Source organism: Wolbachia endosymbiont of Dactylopius coccus, assembly GCF_977011065.1.
The window spans coordinates 429,953-448,299 of record NZ_OZ347065.1 but is presented as its reverse complement, the minus strand read 5'-3'; the positions used below and the strand labels follow the sequence as shown (position 1 = coordinate 448,299).

17 protein-coding genes are annotated in these 18,347 nt (G+C 35.8%); 10 read left to right on the top strand and 7 right to left on the bottom strand.

Going from position 1 to position 18,347, the window contains the following annotated elements:
- The first annotated feature begins 25 nt into the window (after nt 1-25).
- The 3 genes from mnmG (at nt 26) to ACWHVF_RS02450 (ending at nt 4,123) form a co-directional block, all read left to right on the top strand.
- Entirely contained in the window at nt 26-1,960 is a 1,935-nt protein-coding gene (gene mnmG / locus ACWHVF_RS02460) for a tRNA uridine-5-carboxymethylaminomethyl(34) synthesis enzyme MnmG (RefSeq protein ID WP_064125383.1), read from the top strand.
- An 8-nt stretch (nt 1,961-1,968) separates the two neighbouring features.
- Nucleotides 1,969-3,636: an aminopeptidase P family protein gene (locus ACWHVF_RS02455; RefSeq protein WP_064125382.1), complete on the top strand. Its 1,668-nt coding sequence runs from the start codon at nt 1,969-1,971 to the stop codon at nt 3,634-3,636.
- A gap of 121 nt (nt 3,637-3,757) precedes the next feature.
- Nucleotides 3,758-4,123, top strand: coding sequence for a hypothetical protein (locus tag ACWHVF_RS02450; RefSeq protein ID WP_064125381.1), 366 nt, complete (start codon nt 3,758-3,760; stop codon nt 4,121-4,123).
- A gap of 121 nt (nt 4,124-4,244) precedes the next feature.
- Here ACWHVF_RS02450 and ACWHVF_RS02445 read toward each other — a convergent pair whose 3' ends face one another.
- Nucleotides 4,245-4,529, bottom strand: coding sequence for a hypothetical protein (locus ACWHVF_RS02445; protein ID WP_064125380.1), 285 nt, complete (start codon nt 4,527-4,529; stop codon nt 4,245-4,247).
- Between the two features lie 240 nt (nt 4,530-4,769).
- Here ACWHVF_RS02445 and ACWHVF_RS02440 point away from each other — a divergent pair, with 240 nt between their 5' ends.
- Nucleotides 4,770-5,555 (top strand): enoyl-ACP reductase FabI, encoded by a 786-nt coding sequence (locus tag ACWHVF_RS02440; RefSeq protein WP_064125379.1) that lies wholly within the window; start codon nt 4,770-4,772, stop codon nt 5,553-5,555.
- On the opposite strand, the gene secD is transcribed toward ACWHVF_RS02440, so the two are convergent.
- Together secD and ACWHVF_RS02430 are read right to left on the bottom strand one after the other, a co-directional pair.
- Complete coding sequence (gene secD, locus ACWHVF_RS02435; protein ID WP_064125378.1) at nt 5,552-7,060, bottom strand: protein translocase subunit SecD; 1,509 nt, start codon at nt 7,058-7,060, stop codon at nt 5,552-5,554. The genes ACWHVF_RS02440 and secD overlap by 4 nt on opposite strands.
- Nucleotides 7,061-7,719: 659 nt before the next feature.
- Nucleotides 7,720-7,875 (bottom strand): hypothetical protein, encoded by a 156-nt coding sequence (locus ACWHVF_RS02430; protein ID WP_447933122.1) that lies wholly within the window; start codon nt 7,873-7,875, stop codon nt 7,720-7,722.
- A 401-nt stretch (nt 7,876-8,276) separates the two neighbouring features.
- Between ACWHVF_RS02430 and hemC the strand changes: the two genes are divergently transcribed.
- The 4 genes from hemC (at nt 8,277) to ACWHVF_RS02410 (ending at nt 10,831) form a co-directional block, all read left to right on the top strand.
- A complete protein-coding gene (gene hemC, locus ACWHVF_RS02425; protein WP_064124712.1) occupies nt 8,277-9,155 on the top strand; it encodes a hydroxymethylbilane synthase in 879 nt (292 codons plus the stop codon).
- Nucleotides 9,146-10,048 carry a UDP-N-acetylmuramate dehydrogenase gene (gene murB, locus ACWHVF_RS02420; protein ID WP_064124711.1) on the top strand — a complete coding sequence of 301 codons (903 nt, stop codon included), beginning with the start codon at nt 9,146-9,148 and terminating at the stop codon, nt 10,046-10,048. The genes hemC and murB overlap by 10 nt, the downstream gene beginning before the upstream one ends.
- Before the next feature lie 25 nt (nt 10,049-10,073).
- Nucleotides 10,074-10,358 carry a hypothetical protein gene (locus ACWHVF_RS02415; RefSeq protein ID WP_447933121.1) on the top strand — a complete coding sequence of 95 codons (285 nt, stop codon included), beginning with the start codon at nt 10,074-10,076 and terminating at the stop codon, nt 10,356-10,358.
- Between the two features lie 326 nt (nt 10,359-10,684).
- Nucleotides 10,685-10,831: a hypothetical protein gene (locus ACWHVF_RS02410; protein WP_156488165.1), complete on the top strand. Its 147-nt coding sequence runs from the start codon at nt 10,685-10,687 to the stop codon at nt 10,829-10,831.
- Between the two features lie 7 nt (nt 10,832-10,838).
- Here ACWHVF_RS02410 and ACWHVF_RS02405 read toward each other — a convergent pair whose 3' ends face one another.
- From ACWHVF_RS02405 to ACWHVF_RS02390, 4 genes are all read right to left on the bottom strand, one after another.
- Nucleotides 10,839-11,597 carry a cell division protein FtsQ/DivIB gene (locus ACWHVF_RS02405; protein WP_064124830.1) on the bottom strand — a complete coding sequence of 253 codons (759 nt, stop codon included), beginning with the start codon at nt 11,595-11,597 and terminating at the stop codon, nt 10,839-10,841.
- Entirely contained in the window at nt 11,578-12,531 is a 954-nt protein-coding gene (locus ACWHVF_RS02400) for a D-alanine--D-alanine ligase (protein WP_064124831.1), read from the bottom strand. Before ACWHVF_RS02400 ends, ACWHVF_RS02405 begins: the two co-directional genes overlap by 20 nt.
- A 208-nt stretch (nt 12,532-12,739) precedes the next feature.
- Entirely contained in the window at nt 12,740-13,036 is a 297-nt protein-coding gene (locus ACWHVF_RS02395) for a hypothetical protein (protein WP_064124832.1), read from the bottom strand.
- A 111-nt stretch (nt 13,037-13,147) separates the two neighbouring features.
- Nucleotides 13,148-13,822: a TerC family protein gene (locus tag ACWHVF_RS02390; RefSeq protein ID WP_447933120.1), complete on the bottom strand. Its 675-nt coding sequence runs from the start codon at nt 13,820-13,822 to the stop codon at nt 13,148-13,150.
- A gap of 689 nt (nt 13,823-14,511) precedes the next feature.
- Between ACWHVF_RS02390 and ACWHVF_RS02385 the strand changes: the two genes are divergently transcribed.
- A complete protein-coding gene (locus tag ACWHVF_RS02385; RefSeq protein ID WP_447933119.1) occupies nt 14,512-15,339 on the top strand; it encodes an ankyrin repeat domain-containing protein in 828 nt (275 codons plus the stop codon).
- 463 nt (nt 15,340-15,802) lie between these two features.
- A complete protein-coding gene (gene mutS / locus ACWHVF_RS02380) occupies nt 15,803-18,313 on the top strand; it encodes a DNA mismatch repair protein MutS (protein ID WP_447933118.1) in 2,511 nt (836 codons plus the stop codon).
- Nucleotides 18,314-18,347 lie beyond the last annotated feature (34 nt).

The window sequence follows — 18,347 nt, the reverse complement described above, 5'->3', positions numbered from 1 at the left end:
GTAGGGTACGAATTACTTAAAAAGCATGCATAAATATGACGTAGTGGTGGTAGGTGGTGGTCATGCAGGGTGCGAAGCTGCTGCTTCGGCAGCTCGCCTTGGTGCAAACACACTGCTTATAACTCATAAAATTTCAACTATAGGAGAAATGTCCTGCAATCCAGCAATTGGAGGAGTTGCAAAGGGCGTTGTAGTCAGAGAAGTCGATGCTCTTGATGGAATAATGGGAAGAGCAATCGATCAAGCAAGCATACACTCAGTCATTTTAAATAGCAGCAGAGGTGCAGCGGTATGGGGTCCACGTGCACAGGCAGACCGAAAATTATACAAGCAAGCAATACAGGAAATTATTCTAAATTATAACAATTTGACGGTAAAAGAAGAGTCAGTTGACAATTTTCTTATAGAAAGTAATGGCAATGGAGAACCGTGCATTAAAGCTGTAATGATAAGCTCAGGTGAATGTATACCAACAAGTAAAGTTGTTCTAACTACAGGGACTTTTCTGCGGGGTGTGATTCATATAGGAAAGCAAACAACTCCTTCAGGAAGAATGGGAGATAAGTCTGCAGTAGAACTTGCAAATACGCTCAAGAGATATGATTTTAGATTAGGTAGACTGCGTACCGGAACTCCACCAAGGCTTGATCGTAATACTATAAACTGGTCAATATTGCAAGAACAAGTAGGTGATAACCCACCTGTGCCGTTTTCTTATCTCACAGAAAAAATTAACCAACCTCAGGTATCATGCTTTATTACCCATACTAATGAAAATACGCATAAAATAATTAGGGAAAATCTTCATAGGTCAGCTTCTTCGTATTTGGATGACATTGTTGCACCAAGATACTGCCCATCCATTGAAGTTAAAGTTAATAAATTTGCAGAAAAAAGTAGTCACCAAATATTTTTAGAACCAGAAGGGCTGGACGATGATACTGTATACCCAAACGGAATTTCAAATTCATTGCCTGTTGAAGTGCAAAATAAAATGATAAAGAGTATCAAAGGACTTGAAAACGCAGAAATATTGAGGTCTGGATATGCAGTTGAGTATGACTATATTGATCCACGAGAACTAAGCCATACTCTTGAAACTAAGAAAATTAAAGGTCTATATTTTGCTGGCCAAATTAATGGCACCACTGGATATGAAGAAGCAGCAGGGCAAGGAATTATCGCCGGAATTAATGCAGCACTCTCTGCATCTGAAAAAAAAGAAAGCTTTGTTCTTCACCGCACAGATTCATATATCGGTGTAATGATAGATGATTTGGTCACCAAAGGGGTGATCGAGCCTTATAGATTATTTACCTCACGTGCAGAATATAGGCTAGCTATCAGGTCAGACAATGCAGATAGAAGATTAACACAAAAAGGTTATGATATTTCCCTTGTTTCGCATGAGAGATACTCTGTTTTACAGAATAAACTTAAATCCATTAAGCAACTTGAAGAGAAGTTAGGGAGTCTGACGATTACTCCTGAGCAGCTTAGGTCTTATGGTATCAAAATATCTTATGATGGGATAAGAAAAACGGCACTAGATTTACTCAGCTATCCAAACATCGACTGGAATAAATTACAAGAAATATGGCCGGAGTTAAGCAGCGTCACGCGCTGGAATGACAAAATGGGACACACCAAAGCGGATAATAGAGCTAAGAATGAAATATGCGAAGCGGTTGAAATTGAAGCAAAATACAAACCTTATCTAATAAGACAAGAAGCGGATATGAAGTTTTTACGAGAGGAAATTAACACTCAAATTCCAATTGATTTCAACTATTCACAAGTTAAAGGCCTGTCAAGTGAAGTAATAGAAAAGTTGCAGACGATAAAACCAGCGACGATTGGCATTGCAAAGCAAATACAAGGCATCACTCCTGCAGCGATAGTGAGCATATTAGTGTATTTGAGAAACAGGAAAACGAAAGTGGCTGCTAATTTTGTATGAGGTGTTCTATGTCAAAAATCGAAGAATTTCGTTCTTTTATGCACGAGATAAACGTTGATGCATTTATGTTGCATACTAAAGATGAATATTTAAATGAGTATTCAGAGGAGCTAACAAAGCTGTGTGGCTTTACAGGAACAAATGGGCTACTTATCGTTACAAAAGACAACAAGTGCCCATTTTTTACGGATGGACGCTATATCACACAAGCTCGCAATCAGCTCGATCGGGGCAATTTTCAAGTATATAATATACAAGAAGAGGATCCACGCGAATGGATAAAAGCAAACTTAACATCGACTGCCTCACTAGGTTATTATTTGCAATATTTTACCATAGAAGATATAAGAAAGTATGAGAATATCTGTAAATTAATACCCTGTTTAGCTGGAAAAAAAAGTGACTATCGAAAACAAGCAGTGGTTTTACATTCTATTGAATATGCTGGTGAAAGTAGTAAGGACAAATGTGAAAAAGTCGCTAAAAGTATAGATAAAGAAGCTGAAGCAGTGCTTTTAACTGATCCAAATTCAATTTCATGGTTATTAAATTTAAGAAATGAAAATGCTAAATATACTCCATGTATATTGGGCCGTGCTATATTGTATAAAAGCGGTAATGTTGATTTGTTTATTCAAGATAAAGAACATTCAACTATAGAAGCAAATTTAGGCAACCATATAAATATTTTTGATATTAGTGGGCTAGAAAATTCGCTGCACAAGCTAAATTCAATAGTTATAGATCCAAGCACAACTCCAATGAGTATCATGGCTGTAATAAAAGATAAACAGGTAGCTGAAAGAGAGGATCCTTGTTTAATTCATAAAGCAGTAAAAAATCAAACTGAAATAGCTGGGGCTATAAATGCGCACATCAGAGATGGAGTGGCAGTTACAAACTTTCTACATTGGCTTGAAAATAATGTTGGTACAGAGCTTGAAGCTGAAGAGAAACTCTTAGAATACAGAAAAGAGCAGAATTTGTTTAAGCAACTAAGTTTTCCAACAATTTCAGCATTTAATGAGAATGGAGCAATAATTCACTATCGTGCAAGCAGTAAGACGAATAAGGTAATTCAGAAAAGTGGACTATATTTGATTGACTCTGGTGGCCAATACCTTGACGGCACAACTGATGTGACAAGAACTGTAGCAATTGGCAGTCCAACTAATGAGCAAATAACCCACTATACAATAATGTTGAAAGCTCACATTTCTATAGCAAGTGTCGTCTTTCCCCCCGGCACTACTGGTGGAGAATTGGATATATTGGCACGTACGCATTTATGGAAATTTGGAATGGACTATATGCATGGTACAGGGCATGGAGTAGGAAGTTACCTATCAGTACACGAAGGACCACAAGCAATATCAAAAAGTAATAAAGTGAAACTCACGCCAGGGATGATACTTTCCAACGAACCTGGCTATTACATTCCGGGAGAGTATGGAATAAGAATTGAAAATCTGATATATGTTGACAGGCAAGAGAATGGCTTCTTAAACTTTAAACAACTGACCTCTATTCCATATGATAGAAGACTAATAAATGTGCAAATGCTTACTAAGGATGAAATTGAATGGATAAATGGCTACCATCAATTTGTCTATAAAAACTTAGAAAATAGCGTAAAAGATAAGGAATGGTTAAAGAAGGTATGTGACCCTTTATAAGCAAAGGAGCATTTTTTATTATTTAAAAAGTATTAATGCAATTGTGACAGGTATTTTGTATTGTTTTTAATTTTAAAATAATATATAATAAAGAACACGTATTTTTAGGTAGGTTATAATTATGATAGACAAAGGGCAAGAAGATGAATTTATGAAGCAGTATATGGATACTTGCAAAGAGCAAATAGAAAAATTAGCCAAGGATCCTGAATTGCTTAATCAGACTTTAAAACCATTTATGCAAATGTCTCAGCAGCTTATGGCTGGCGGTATGTTAGAAGGGGCTATGCCTGGCATGATACCTGATTTGGGCAGTATGGATGTTAACAAGATGATTGCTCAGATGAAGGAAATGATTGACTACATAAGAGGTAACTATAAGGAACTAATGAAAGAGCATAGCTCGCAGATTCAAGAGCTTGATGAATCCAGTAAAAAACTAAGAGGCTTAGTTAAAAAATTGATAGAAAAGATCGAAAGTAAATAAACAATATCTAACGCAAGTCTCTTCTGTCATTCTATGCACATCTGCATAAGTGTCTAGTGACCTTACCCAGAAAAAGTAGAGAGAAAGTTAAGACGTTTTTGGAGTAAAATAAAACGTTTTTTCAAAATATGGCAAATAGAACTAGCGCATTTTCTTTATAAAGTGAAGACAAAAGCTCTAAAGCGAAAGAATTAGGTATTGCTTCTCTTGGTAGAGTTAAAGTTGAATCGTAGGGATTCTTGATAACTAACTTTACTGAAGAATCTTTGAATCCTTTTCGATCATCTATATGAAATACCTTTGCAACAAAGAAGTTTTCTAATTTCTCAAAAGGACAACAGTTTTTCTCTAATTTTACTTTTATAATACTGCTTAATATTGAAACCTCACTGATTATTTTATACACGTAGTTTAACACTATTTTAATTACTTGTCAAGAAAGTGTAATTATTAACTATAATATTTAATTAATAAAGCTTTATTTTTTTTAATAAGAAGCAATCTAAGATAGACATCTGCTAGAAAATCTCATCGCTGCCTTTTTGTTAACAGTGGTATTAGACTTCAAGTTACTGCAAAAAATGTTTTAAAACATAATTGACTTTATCTAGTTAATACTTCAAATTATAAAAAAGCAGATAGTTCTATGACGGCAAGTCTATTACAAGGCAAAAAGGGATTAATAACCGGAATAATAAATAAGAGATCGATAGCATACGGTATAGCAAAAACTCTCTCAGAGCACGGAGCAGAACTTGCAATCACCTACCAGAATGAAATAATAAAAGAAAAACTATCACCAATAGCAGATGAATTAAATGTGGAGCTAATATTACACTGTGACGTTTCAAATGAAAAAATCGTAGATAACGCTTTTGAAATAATAGAGAAAAAATGGGGTACTCTTGACTTTTTGGTGCATGCAATAGCATTCTCCGATAAAAATGAGTTAGATGGTAAATATGTCAATACTTCACTGAATAACTTCCTCAATGCAATGCATATATCGTGCTATTCTTTCACTGCTTTAGCGCAAAGAGCTGAAAAAATGATGTCAGGTGGTGGTAGTTTACTTACTTTATCTTATTATGGCGCTGAAAAAGTTATGCCAAATTATAACGTTATGGGTTTATGTAAAGCAGCACTTGAAGCAAGTGTAAAATATATAGCATGTGATCTCGGGCCACAAAATATCAGAGTAAATGCAATTTCCGCCGGTCCAATCAGAACTTTAGCATCTTCTGGAATAAGCGATTTTCACTTCATATCAGAATGGAATAGAAATAATTCTCCACTTAGACGCAACGTCACAATAGAAGATGTTGGCAAGGCAGCGCTATACTTATTAAGCGACTTAAGTAGTGGCACTACTGGAGAAATTTTGCACGTCGATTCAGGATATAATGTTGTGGGAATGAAGGTGGTTGACTAACAAAGCGCTAGTTTCTTCGGGTTCATACACAACTCTATCAGGAGTTTTGTGACTGTGATTGCAGAAAACATCGAACATAAAATTCCTATTGATAGAGTGACAGAAAAGCCTCTAATTGCTCCGCTGCCAATAATGAACATTATTCCTGCAGCAATGAGTGTTGTGATATTTGAATCCAGTATTGTCTTTATAGCGTTTTTAAACCCTTCTTCAATAGCACGTTCCACTCTCTTGCCAGATTTGATTTCCTCACGAATTCGCTCAAATATTAAAACATTTGCATCCACCGCCATACCGACAGTGAGTGCAATACCTGCAATTCCAGGTAAAGTTAGAGTTGCTTCAAGCAGAGTGAGAATTGATAATATAAGAATTACATTAGAAAAAAGCGCAACAGAAGCTAATATACCTAATTTGCCGTAAGTGATAATTATAAATAAAGCCACGGCTATAATAGAGATTGTTGCTGCCATTTCCCCTGCCTTTATTGATTCTTCTCCAAGGCTTGGGCCAATGTTTTTTTCTTCAATTATTTTAAGTGGTGCTGGCAGTGCTCCAGATTTTAAAAGTATTGCAAGTTCGCTTGCTTGTTTTTCAGTGAAATTACCGCTAATTTCTCCCTCTCCATTTAAAATTGGCTCACGTATTGTAGGTACTGTTAAGACTGTGTTATCCAGAACAATTGCAAAAGGTTTTCCCACATTTTCTTTAGTGATTTTCGCGAATCTTTTACTCGCTATGCTGTCAAATTTAAAATGCACTGTTGGTTTACCTAAGTGACCAAATCTAACTGATGCGTTAACCAGCGAATCACCACCTATTTCAGTTTTGCGGAATATTGGATAAGAATTACCTAAAGAATCCTTGAGCATGACAGTAGTTTCGTGATCTACATCCTGCATTTTAGCCACGCTGGTGTTTGCTAAATGGAAAGCTAGCTTAGCAGTTTTGCCAAGCAGAGATTTTATCTGCTTGGTGTCTTCTACTCCAGGCACCTGCACTAATATTTTATTCTGCCCTTGTTTTTGAACACTGACTTCCTTTGTGCCAAGTTTGTCCAAACGGCGCTGGACATTGTTTATTGATTCTGCAACTACTTCACTGATCAAAGAATTTTTATAATGGGGTTTATACGAAATGAGAATTGAAGAATCTTTTCTATTTAGCTCTAAATTTGGATTTATCGCATTAATCAACACAGATGCTTTTTTATAATCATCAATATTATTTAAAGTTACAACGCTATTTTGTACGTTAGATTCAATATTTTTTGTTAGCAATGTCTCTTTTATCTCACCTGCTAACATGCTTAGCTTTTCCTTAAAATAGAAGTCTAAGTCTATGTTTAAAAGCAAAGATGCCCCTCCTTTCAGGTCAAGGCCTAAGTTTATTCTTTTTTTCGAAATAAAAAGCTTATTATCAAAGAAATTTGGCAGTGTTATGTATAAAGCAAGTAAACAGATGCATAATACTGAAAAAGATTTGACTATAAGCCTGTTGTACATAAGGTGTAGGTTTAAAATTGTAATAATTGATTGTAAGTTAAAAATAGATTTTTGTAAAATTCTCTATTGTCCAAATAACCTATCCAAGTAGCTATAGAAACGAAAAAACTTCCTTGACAAACTCCGCCAGCCCCCTTATCATGAAAGTGAAGCTATTTATTTATCTTCGCAATCTCTGCAGTGGATTAATGACAAAAAACTTAATGTATTTGGCGTAAATCATGCTTAATTTTTTGCACTATGTGCACCGTATGTCTTTATAAAATTTCTAGGTTTTTACCTACATAAGCTGAAACGCGCTTATAAAGCGTTCAAGACATCACCCAACGTCAAATTTTAAAATAGAGAGTGTAATAACTAGCTACCACGGGTTTTCTATGCCTTTTTTTTCTGCCTAGTAAATTTCTTAAATATTAAAGCTAAGGTTAGTTGCCGTTTAAAAGCAGCTAAATTGCAGCGTTTAAGACTTAAAAAACGCCAATACTGAAAATAGACAATGACTAGGGCTTCTTTTGCCTTTTTTTTCGTTTGGTGAATTTCTTAAGTATTTATAGTTGCAATTTAAGAGCCCATAAAAGGTGTCATTCCAGCGCGTGACGCTGGAATCCAGTTTTCCATATAATCTCATCGAAAACGTTTTTCTATGCTAGTTTGCTTGCTTACAAGCAAACTTTTCTGGATCCCAGTGTCTGGGCACTGGGATGACGAGAAAGGAGCACTGGAATGACATCATAGGGGCTACTCGGATGACAAAAAAAGGAGCACTGGAATGACAGGAGAAGGAGGCGCTGGGATGACACCATGACAATCGTCATCCCGCTACGTGTTAGCGGGATCTATGCTAAGGAGATACCGCGGCGGTATGACGGTTCGTGGCGGTATATTCGTCATCCCGCTACGTGTTAGCGGGATCTATGTTAAGAGATACCGCGGCGGTATGACGTAGGGCTACAGCCAGTGCCCCTTTTTTTGTCATCCGAGTAGCTGACACTGGATAGGGGCGCTGCTGTCATAAAGGAACCAGTGTCAGCTACTTGGATAGGGGGCACTAGAATCCAGTAAGCTTATTTATGCATATAAAAGATTATTATTTTGTAAAGTCAAAGTTGCTTTTGGTTTTAAGTTAAAGTACAATAAATGCAAAGGTTTATATAATGAATTAAACTGGATCCAAGTAGTCAGCTACTTGAATGACATTAGACAAACAATCCTACACATGCTAGTCAAAATAGGTACCAGAGGAAGCAGCCTTGCAATTGCTCAAGCTTTAGAAGTAAAACAAAAGTTGCTGGACTCTTTCCCTAACTTATCTACTCAGATCATTAAAATAAAAACTTCCGGAGATAAGTATGCAAACGCAAATCTTGCTGAAATGGGAGGCAAAGGATTATTCATTAAAGAAATTGAGACTGAATTGCTCGAAAATAATATAGATATGGCAGTTCATTCGCTAAAGGATGTGCCTGCGTTTTTCTCAGGGGATTTAACAATTCCTTGTGTTTTAGAAAGGCTAAGTCCATGCGATGCGTTTATTTCTCATAAACACAATAGCCTTGAGTCTTTGCCACAGCAGGCTACTATTGCCACTTCTTCAATAAGAAGAAAAGTTCAGTTGTTAAATGTTAGACCAGATTTAAATATAGTACCGCTACGTGGAAATGTAACAACTAGATTGCAAAATCAAAGTTTTGATGGAATAATTTTAGCTGAAGCTGGACTCATAAGATTAGAAAAGCATCACTTAATTACAGAGGTATTGCCACCAAAAGTTATGTTAAGTGCGGTGGGACAGGGAGCGATTTGTATTCAATGTAGAAGGAATGATGTAAAAATTATCGATCTTTTAGAGAAAATTAATAATAATATGTCTTTTATAAGAGTGAAATCAGAGCGCAGTTTTATGAAGACAGTGAATGGTTCATGTTTTACACCACTTGCAGCTTTGGCTGAATATGTAAACGAAAATATGCTATACCTTTGTTGTATGTTAGCAAGTGGAAAAAATATATACTTCACTGAGCGCACTTCATTTATAGAAGATGCGGAGAAAATGGGTATGGATGCAGGACTAGAGTTGAAATCAAAATGCTTATAAGCTTACCTAAAGTACGTGGAGTCTATCGTTATGACATCTTAATGTCTAAAGCGACGTGGTTAAACGTCGGTGGACGAGCTGATGTGTTATTTAAACCATGTGATATTGAAGATTTAACATACTTGATTAAAAATACTGAACTGCCAGTTAGTGTTATTGGTGCAACATCCAACATAATAGTACGAGATAGTGGCATTCGAGGAATAACAGTAAAATTAGGTAAGGAGTTTGCATATATTAAAAGTAAGGGTAACAACTCTATTGTAGCTGGGGGAGCTGCGCTGCTCAGGAACCTTGCTTACTTTGCAGGAGAGCAACAAATTAGTGGACTCGAGTTTCTAGTTGGAATTCCAGGAACAGTTGGTGGCGGAATAGAAATGAATGCAGGTGCGTATGGTAGTGACATCGCAAGCGTTGTACAATCCATAAAAGCAGTGAATCTAGAGGATGGAAACCTATATGAGTTCTCCAGCGAAGAAATGGGGTATTTTTACCGTGGACATAGCCTAAAAGGAAATTGGATTTTTGTTGAAGCTGAGTTTAAAGGAGTAAACTCAGAGTATGAGCTTATATTGCAAAGGTTAAAGGAAATTGTTGAGAAAAAAAATAAAAGCCAGCCAATAAGAGGAAAAACTGCTGGGTGCATATTCAAAAATCCAAAAAACTACCGAGCATGGGAGTTAATTGATAAATCTGGCTGCCTAGGGTTAAATATTGGTGGAGCTAGAATCTCTAAGAAACATTGTAACTTCTTGCTCAATTACGATAATGCAACTGCATCTGACTTGGAAAACCTTGGCAACAGAGTAAAAGATGCAGTGAAGGATAAATTTAATGTTGAACTTGAGTGGGAGATAAGGGTTTTGGGTAGCGCTATTAGACAGTTTTTATAGCTTCTGTATATTCTAATCTTTCCTAATGACTCAGCATGATCGTAACCTTTCACACTTAATTAAACAGACTAAATTCTGTAATTTTGGGATGTTGAAAAATTTACCTTACGTTGTTATTCCAGCGCATAACGCTGAAATCCAGATTTATAGAAACGGATTAAACGAAAAACTACTTGACAAGCCTCGCCAGCCCCCTTATTATGATAATAAGGGTATTTATGACTCAAAACTTGTTTTTGACCTGCAGGCTCAATGGCAAAATTCAGTAAAAAACTCAGAGTATTTATTGGCGGATTACATAAAATTATAGCGGCTGCATGTCTTTTTTATTTTTTCTACATTCAGCCAAATCGCGCTTATTTTAAGCGTTAGCACATTATTATAGCGCCACTTACAGTAATATAGGGTCAAAACTCGCACCACGGGGCTTCTTTTGCCTTTTTTTTCGTTTGGTAAATTTTTTAATGTTTGTAGCTAAACGACAACCGTCATCCCTGTAAAGGTCAAGTATCCCGCTACGTGTTAGCGGGATCTCTTGTTAGCGGATGAGATACCGCGGCGGTATGACGTAGGGCTACAGGTGTCATCCCAGTGCCCAGACACTGGGATCCAGCTTTCTTTACAAATTCACAAAAAGTGCTTCATTTTATAACGCAAAACCCATATTCACCAAACCCAATGCATTACTTGCAATTAAGTTTCCTGGGTCCAAGTAGTCTGGGCACTGGGATGACAAAAAAAGGAGGCTACTGGGATGACAGGAGAAGGAGGCTACTTGGATGACAGCAGATCACCTCTTCACAAAAATTTTATCAGTAATACGCATATCAATAATACTCCAATCGCTGAAAGTAAAATCAGTTGTATTGTGTAAGTGGTTTAAATAGTCCCATGCACTAGAAGGGTTATCTTCAGGCAGTTTCACTGTGGAATCGTTATCAAGTATAATATTCCATCTTCTATTCCCTATATAAGCAAAAGAAGAAATGTGGTCACTTAATTGAGTTTTACTCTCTAACACATCTCTAACAAATTCTAGGTTTGATAACGAGTTTTGTCCTGTAATTACAACAAGATCATCTACTGGATAGTCATCTACGATCACTTTGCCTTCGAAATCAATTACCGAGGTTTTGTTATTATCTTTCCAGAGAGCAAATGGTTTATGCTCATCTATATTAATATGTAGGGTATTGGGCAAAATTCTGTGAACTCTTACGTATTTTATCCATCTGCTTACGGATTGTATGTTACCGGCAAGCTTTGAAAGTGATATATACATGATAGGTTGCGTTCTATCTGTCAAACTTAGAATATCCTTTTTGTTTGTAAATTTATTGCCGCTCACGACTACTTCGTCGATTGAAAATCCACTACTGAGTAATAAACTGGATAGGCAGTCATTATACCAAGTAAAGTAGTAATTAAATCGATTTATTATTTTATCAAGTGAGCTGTAGAGTATTAGCGTAAGAAAAAGTGCTGTGATAATAACCAAGGCACACTTACGCAAAAAACTCCTTTGGCTTCTAGTAATACTGCTCAACATGACTTAAATCCCTAATATTTTTGTGCTGCAAACTATCTTCAATAATAATTTTAACTAATTCATTAAAATTGATTCCTTTTGCCAATCTTGCAATTTCTGGCACTAACGATAACTCAGTAAAGCCAGGATGTGTATTAATCTCAAGCATTTTTAAAGTGTTATTTTTGGGATTATAACGGAAATCTGAGCGGGAAATAGTTTTGCATCCTAAAAATCGATGAACTTTCAGTGCGTGTTCCAAGGTCATTTTATATATATTGTCAGGAATTTCAGCAGGAAATATATGTTCTGCAAATCCATCTGTATACTTTGCTTCATAATCATAGAATTTATTTTTTGGTCGTATTTCCATAGTGCCAATTGCTTCATCTAGCAATACAGCAGTGTGTAACTCTACACCTGGAATGTATTCTTCTATGATCATTCTTTCCATGATGGTAGAATTGCCATCTTTTAGCTTCAAGTAATCCTCATGCGAGAAAATCATATGTACTCCAATGCTAGAACCTTCGTTAATTGGTTTTAAAACGTACGGATAATCGATTTTAATATTATTTTTTAGTAGATCTTCTCGGCTAATTACATAACCTTTTGGAGTGTCAATACTAAGGGATCGAAATATATGTTTTGACATCACTTTATTCATAGCAACAGCAGAAGCCATAACTCCTGAGTGTGTATATTTTATACCTAAAATCTCCAATAAACCTTGAATGCAGCCATCTTCACCATAAGGTCCATGCAGAGCGATAAAAGCAAGGTGGGGATTGATTTTTTTAAGCTTTTCAGCAATGTTGCTGTCAACATCTATTTCTATTGCATTATACGAAAGGCTATCAAGCGCTTTCTTTACTGCTTTTCCACTCATAAGCGATATTTCTCTTTCGCAAGAAAATCCACCACTTAAAATTGCTATAGTTGGAATCATGAGCATTCTATATAATTTTTATGTTAACGTCTGCATTTTAAGTTATAATATGGACTTACGCACATATTTTCTATATAAATTATACCTACTCTACCATGTCTTTTAGACTGCATACAGGTTTTCATACATGTTAAATCCTTAAAAGTTAAAATTTACTCCCACTTCCGGCCCATGAAGGTAACTACGGCTTAACAGACCTCTCTCTAAGTAATAGTCAACTAGGCCCAATTGAAACTTGGGTGCTGTTTGTATAGTGATAGCCAAGAGCATAAGCAAAGCTTAAAAATCTGGTGCTGCCATACAGTATAAAGATTTTATCTTCTTCAATAGAATCAACTCCAAAACACGCCCCTGACAAAGAAATAGCAGGTAACATAGCTATTAAGGTGAGCAATTTTTTTGGTAGAAGCTGTAGCTTTACTCCTCTCGTTTGAGTTTTATTACTACAACTCCCCCTAAAGAACCGTGCTTGCAGATTTCCCGCACATGGCTCATCAATATTAGTTTTCACAGTTGTCCCTCTTAGAACCTGTACAAGAGGTCACTTTCACCCCGAAAAAACATTACTACTTCCTCTTATCACCTTAAATCCATAGGAAAACCTCGCTTGAGTGAGTACACACTACGTTTTCTTTATTTTGCTTATAACTTCCACAAGCAGTGCAAACATAAATGAAGAATACAAATATCCTTTTGGTAATTCTATATGAAATCCATGAAGTATGAGGTACACACCGACAAGTAAAATAAATAAGATAGCAATTACTTTTAAACCTGGATTAGATTTGATTAACTGGGCGGTATAACTTGATAAAAACAGCATTGCTAGCATGGAAAATGTAAACGCTGTGGCAATTATTATCATGTTATAAGTTAGTGCTATAGCAGTTAATATCGAATCAACTGAAAAAACTAAATCTATTAATATAATTTGTAGCACAACTAAAAAAAATTTTGATTTAACGTTTGCTTTCTTTTTATTTTTCTTACATACAAAGATGTCATCTCGTAACTCCATAGAGCTTTTAATAATAAGGAATAATCCCCCTGCAATCATAAGTAAATCCCTTGCTGATGCAGTGTGAAATATAGGTTTTTGCATTAACAATATAGATGATGTAAAAAATAGTATTACAAAACGCATTAATAGCGCTAATCCAAGGCCCATAAGGCGCACTCTTTCTCTCAGCACATTTGGTACCTTATCTATTGCTAGGGAAATAAAGATTAAATTGTCTACACTAAGTATAGTTTCAAGTAGTGTAAGTGTCAGTAAAGTCCAAGCATCAGTTAGCATTTTTGTTTCAAATTCGGTTCTTCTTACTCTACAATAGATGTGTAAAAATTAAGTGACTTCACTCAGAAGTTTTATAGCAGTTCTCCAGAAAAACAGGATATATAAAGTTCAGCAGCTTCTTCTATTTTCGTTTTTGAGCAAAATCAATAATAAGAGAGTTTCTTATTTTCATGCACGCAAATAAGATAAAGCCTTATTTTCATTTTTGACTTTATTTGAAAATAATATATACTATAAAAATAGTGTGCTAGGTTGAATGAATGTATATTAAAGGATCACCATCAGGTCGCTGGTTATCAGGCATTTATATCAAGCCCCTTGCCACCAAAATTTGAATGGGACAATGATTTAGTTAATAGTCTTTAAACCCTTACTTTACTATAAGGAAAGTGGTTGAAAACTTAGGTGTCGTATTTACAACAGCCCAAAGAGCAATCGTAAGATATTTTGAATATTCTAGAAGAACCAACTAAGATTACAGAGAACTTCGATAGCACATTGTAGCTATTGTGATGAATAAATTCAGCAAACAGCAAGCTTAAAGAGTCTGATCCAATGGACATGCTGAACAAAAAGTAAGGAGCTCCTTTCGGAGGATTATATTAACTTATTAATCAATTGCTTGACTTTTAGCAGGATTTATTATATTATTTATTAATGAGTAATGCAATCAAACCAAGGAGGATAGCATGACTGGTGACGATAACAGAAAAACTTTACAATCGATAATTACTAGCGAAAATAACAGTATAAATAGAGTTGGAAAGTTAAAAGATTTCCTTAAACAAAACAAAGAAATAACTATTAATAAAGACACATTTGCATGTGCTTTACGATGCCCAAAAACTACAAAGGAAGCGATAGTACACGAAATTCTGCTTCATTTTATACAAAATACTGGCAATCAATCACTAGAACAAGTGATACAATGCTTAGATAGAGCAATACAATCTAGGATATATGCAAAAAACAACCCAATAAGAAATCTAGATGAAGAATTTCGTACTCATATAAACTTTAAAGATGAAAAGGGAAATACATTACTACATCATGCAGTTATAGGTAATAAAACTGAAGAAATAACTACCCTTCTTGTTACATATAGTGCAAACCCTTTGATACAAAACGCGGATAATAAAATTCCTTTAGATTTAGCTCAAGGAGAAACAAAAGAAGTGCTTATTAAAAGTATGAAAAAACAAGCTAATACGAAAAAAGAAAGCGCTATGATAGGCAGTTTAGTGCCTGGCGTAATAATTGGTGGTTTTCTTGGTGTTACATTTGGAGCTGGTGTGTGTGTTGCAGTAAGTCTTTCTGGTGGTATGATACTAGGTGTAATGATAGCATCTTCTCTTGTTGCTAGTATAGCTATTGGACTGGCCATGTATTTTTTGAGTCAAGACTATGAACAGGCTAAAGCGATAGAAAAAACTATTAGCACTGTTAGCTCTGAAATATCTGTTGATGATACAACTGCCGCAAATGATAAAGAAGGGCCACAACCTACATATAGCTGACCCAAGCAACACGTCATACCGCGATTCATTCGCGGTATAGATTCCGCTAACTAGTAGCGGAATGACGAATGTGTCGTTTTTCAAATTGTCGTAAGTCACTTTAGCTATAATACACACAAGGAGGGTGTCATCCCAGCGCCCCTATGATGTCATCCCAGTCTGGGATCCAGAAAAGTTTGCTTGTAAACTAGCATGGAAAGTAGCTGATCTTACACTAAATGAATGTTTTTGATGAGGTTGCATAGAAGCTGGATTCCAGCGTCACGCGCTGGAATGACAACTGCGTTTTTTGTTTTTTTGTCATCAAATACTCCTACTCTTTATGTCATCCAAGTGTCCTGACTACTTGGATCCAAGAAATTTAATTGTTTTAAATTTTTCCCTCTATACACCTATTTAAAATTTATGTATGTGCAATATAATCTATAATAACGTTTATCAATACAATATATTAAAAAATATTATGAGCTTCGTGAAAGGAAAAAACACCCCTGTGATGGAGCAGTATTTGAACCTGAAAGCTCAATACAAGGATCATCTGCTATTTTATAGGCTAGGAGATTTTTATGAATTGTTTTTCGATGATGCTATTAAAGCTGCGAAATTGCTGAATATAGTGCTAACCAAGAGAGGTAATTCGTGTGGGCAGGACATACCAATGTGTGGAGTGCCAGCACACAGTAGCGAATCTTACCTACACAAGCTAATAGATTTAGGATTCAAAGTAGCAATCTGTGACCAATTAGAAACTGCTGATGAAGCAAAAAAGAGGGGCTATAAATCCATAGTAAAACGTGATGTAGTACGAGTTGTAACTCCAGGTACAATTATAGAAGATTCGCTACTGGAGGATAAAAGCAATAATTATCTCGCGTCCATAGTTGAACAAAATGACGAATATGCTATTAGTTGGCTTGAATTATCAACGGGAAAATTTTTTCACACTTTAACGAGTTTGAAAGCTCTAGATAGTGATTTATTGCGTATATCACCAAGAGAATTATTAATTTCTGAAAAATTCATTGAGGACGAAAAAATTAGATCGATTTTAAAAAATTATAAAATATCAATTACACAACACGCACAGAGTTTTTTTGAGTATAGTAAATCTCACAGAACGTTGTGCGAGTTTTATAAAATCAGGGAACTTGGGAGTATAGGAAATTTCAGCAAAGTAGAAATCATAGCGTGCGGTGCACTGCTTGAATATGTCAGAGTAACACAAAGGGGCTCCATTCCAAGGCTTGAATTCCCAAAAACCTATAAGCAACAAAATTTCATGCTTATTGATGCTTCAGCAAGGAGAAATCTTGAGTTGTTTTCAACTCAATTTGGTGAAAAGAAAGGTTCACTAATTTCAGTTATTGATCACACAGTTACAGCCTCTGGTGGACGCCTGCTCAAACAAATGCTCGCTTCACCCCTTGCTTGCTCCAAGGCAATCAATTTGAGGCTCAGCACCGCTCAATTTTTTGTAAATAATCATGAGCCACGCAGAAAAATACGAGAGATATTATCTAACATTCCGGATATTGAGAGGTCTTTATCGCGCTTAATACTAGGACGTGGTTCACCAAAGGATATGAACCTATTAAAAATAGGCCTAGGAAAAACTTTAGAGTTATCTGAGTTTCTGTCTACCTTGCATAATTATTGTTTAAGTGAAAAACCAGCAATTAACTCTCAGATATCATTCCAGTGCTTAACCAGAGAAAAGGAACCAGTGTTTACTACTCAGGTGATAAGTAGTGACGAGAGTGAACTAAGCACAATACATAAAAGTCTTGGTAATCATAAAGATCTATTCGAGCTTCTAAACAGCGCTATACTTGATAACAACCTCAGTTCCGTAAAAGAAGGAGGATTTATCAATCCAAAATACAACTCAGAATTATCTGAGTTATCCTACATATTAAATAATAGTAATAAACTAATAACCAAACTCCGTGAATCTTATCGCGACCTAACTGGCATTGCCGCACTCAAAATATTACACAACAACATACTTGGTTATTACGTTGAAGTGTCAGCAAATCACAAAATAACTTCGGACATATTTATTCATAGGCAAAGCTTAGCAAATAGCATGCGCTATACTACTAATGAATTGAAAGAACTAGAAAATAAAATTCTTACGGCACGTGATGCTGCAATCGGCTTAGAAGTGAAAATTTTTAGCGAACTGTGTAGTGAAGTCGCTAAAGAATCTGAAAAAATTGCTCTTGCTGCAAATGCTTTGGCAAAACTTGATATTAGAGCCACGTTTGCGGAGCTTGCAGTGCAAAATAATTACGTAAAACCCATTATTGATGACAGCAAAGAGTTCAATATCTGTAGCGGAAGACATCCAGTGGTTGAAGTTAACGATAAATTCATTGCAAATAGCATCAATTTAGCTGGTATACATCTAATTACTGGGCCTAATATGGCGGGAAAAAGCACTTTTTTGAGGCAAAACGCTCTCATTGCAATTTTAGCTCACATGGGGTCATTTGTGCCAGCAGAGAGTGCGCATATTGGAGTGATTGACAAGATATTTAGCAGGGTTGGCGCAACGGATAATATAACAGCTGGTTATTCTACCTTCATGGTAGAGATGATCGAAACAGCAACGATAGTAAATCAGGCAACAGATCGTTCCTTGGTGATACTTGATGAAATTGGCAGGGGCACAGGAGTGTATGATGGCCTGTCTATTGCTCAGGCAGTAATTGAACACATTCACAACATAAATAAGTGCCGCGCCATTTTTGCAACTCATTATCATGAATTAACTAAAGTAAGCAAATACTTGAAGAACGTGAAATGTTTTTGTGTAAAAATAAGAGAGTGGAACGGAGAGGTTATTTTTCTACATGAAGTAATTGAAGGCATTGCAGATGAGTCATATGGAATACATGTAGCAAAACTTGCTGGTTTTCCTGATTCTGTTTTAAATAGAGCAAATGAAGTATTTGAGGAGCTAAAGGCTTAAGAGGAAATTCTGACCTTACCCAGAAAAAGTAGAG